This is a genomic window from Micromonospora sp. NPDC051006 (genome assembly GCF_044456245.1).
Classification (GTDB): Bacteria; Actinomycetota; Actinomycetes; order Mycobacteriales; family Micromonosporaceae; genus Micromonospora.
The window spans coordinates 1,614-2,821 of the sequence record NZ_JBITFP010000051.1 but is presented as its reverse complement, the minus strand read 5'-3'; the positions used below and the strand labels follow the sequence as shown (position 1 = coordinate 2,821).

1 rRNA gene (only partly in view) is annotated in these 1,208 nt (G+C 57.6%); it reads right to left on the bottom strand.

From position 1 onward, the window contains the following. Positions 1–1,208 (bottom strand): 23S ribosomal RNA (locus ACIBBA_RS33545); its annotated part runs 227 nt beyond the window's last position; the annotation flags it as partial.

Genomic DNA, 1,208 nt, shown 5'->3' with positions numbered 1-1,208 from the left:
ATCCGGCAGCTCGGGTGGTTAGCACAACGAGGTTCATCAGGGTCGCTCCTTCGCGGGTACGGGAATATCAACCCGTTGTCCATCGACTACGCCTCTCGGCCTCGCCTTAGGTCCCGACTCACCCAGGGCGGATTAGCCTGGCCCTGGAACCCTTGGTCATCCGGCGGAAGGGTTTCTCACCCTTCTTTCGCTACTCATGCCTGCATTCTCACTCGTGCCGCGTCCACAACTGGGTCACCCCGCTGCTTCACCCGCGGCACGACGCTCCCCTACCCATCCACACACCTGCACAAGGAATCAAGTCCAAGCGAGGTAAAAATGTGAATGCCACAGCTTCGGCGGTGTGCTTGAGCCCCGCTACATTGTCGGCGCGGAACCACTTGACCAGTGAGCTATTACGCACTCTTTAAAGGGTGGCTGCTTCTAAGCCAACCTCCTGGTTGTCTATGCGACCCCACATCCTTTTCCACTTAGCACACGCTTAGGGGCCTTAGCTGGTGATCTGGGCTGTTTCCCTCTCGACTACGAAGCTTATCCCCCGCAGTCTCACTGCCGCGCTCTCACTTACCGGCATTCGGAGTTTGGCTGATTTCGGTAAGCTTGTGGGCCCCCTAGACCATCCAGTGCTCTACCTCCGGCAAGAAACACGCGACGCTGCACCTAAATGCATTTCGGGGAGAACCAGCTATCACGGAGTTTGATTGGCCTTTCACCCCTAACCACAGGTCATCCCCCAACTTTTCAACGTTGGTGGGTTCGGCCCTCCACGCGGTCTTACCCGCGCTTCAGCCTGCCCATGGCTAGATCACTCCGCTTCGGGTCTAGGACACGCGACTGAATCGCCCTATTCAGACTCGCTTTCGCTACGGCTCCCCCACACGGGTTAACCTCGCCACATGCCACTAACTCGCAGGCTCATTCTTCAAAAGGCACGCCGTCACCCCGCAAGGCTCCGACGGATTGTAGGCGAACGGTTTCAGGTACTATTTCACTCCCCTCCCGGGGTACTTTTCACCATTCCCTCACGGTACTCGTCCGCTATCGGTCACCAGGAAGTATTTAGGCTTACCAGGTGGTCCTGGCAGATTCACGGCAGATTTCAGGGGTCCGCCGCTACTCGGGAACACCCACAGAAGACCAGCAGCTTTCACCTACCGGACTATCACCGTCTACGGTCAGCCTTTCCAGACTGTTCAGCTAGCCACTGG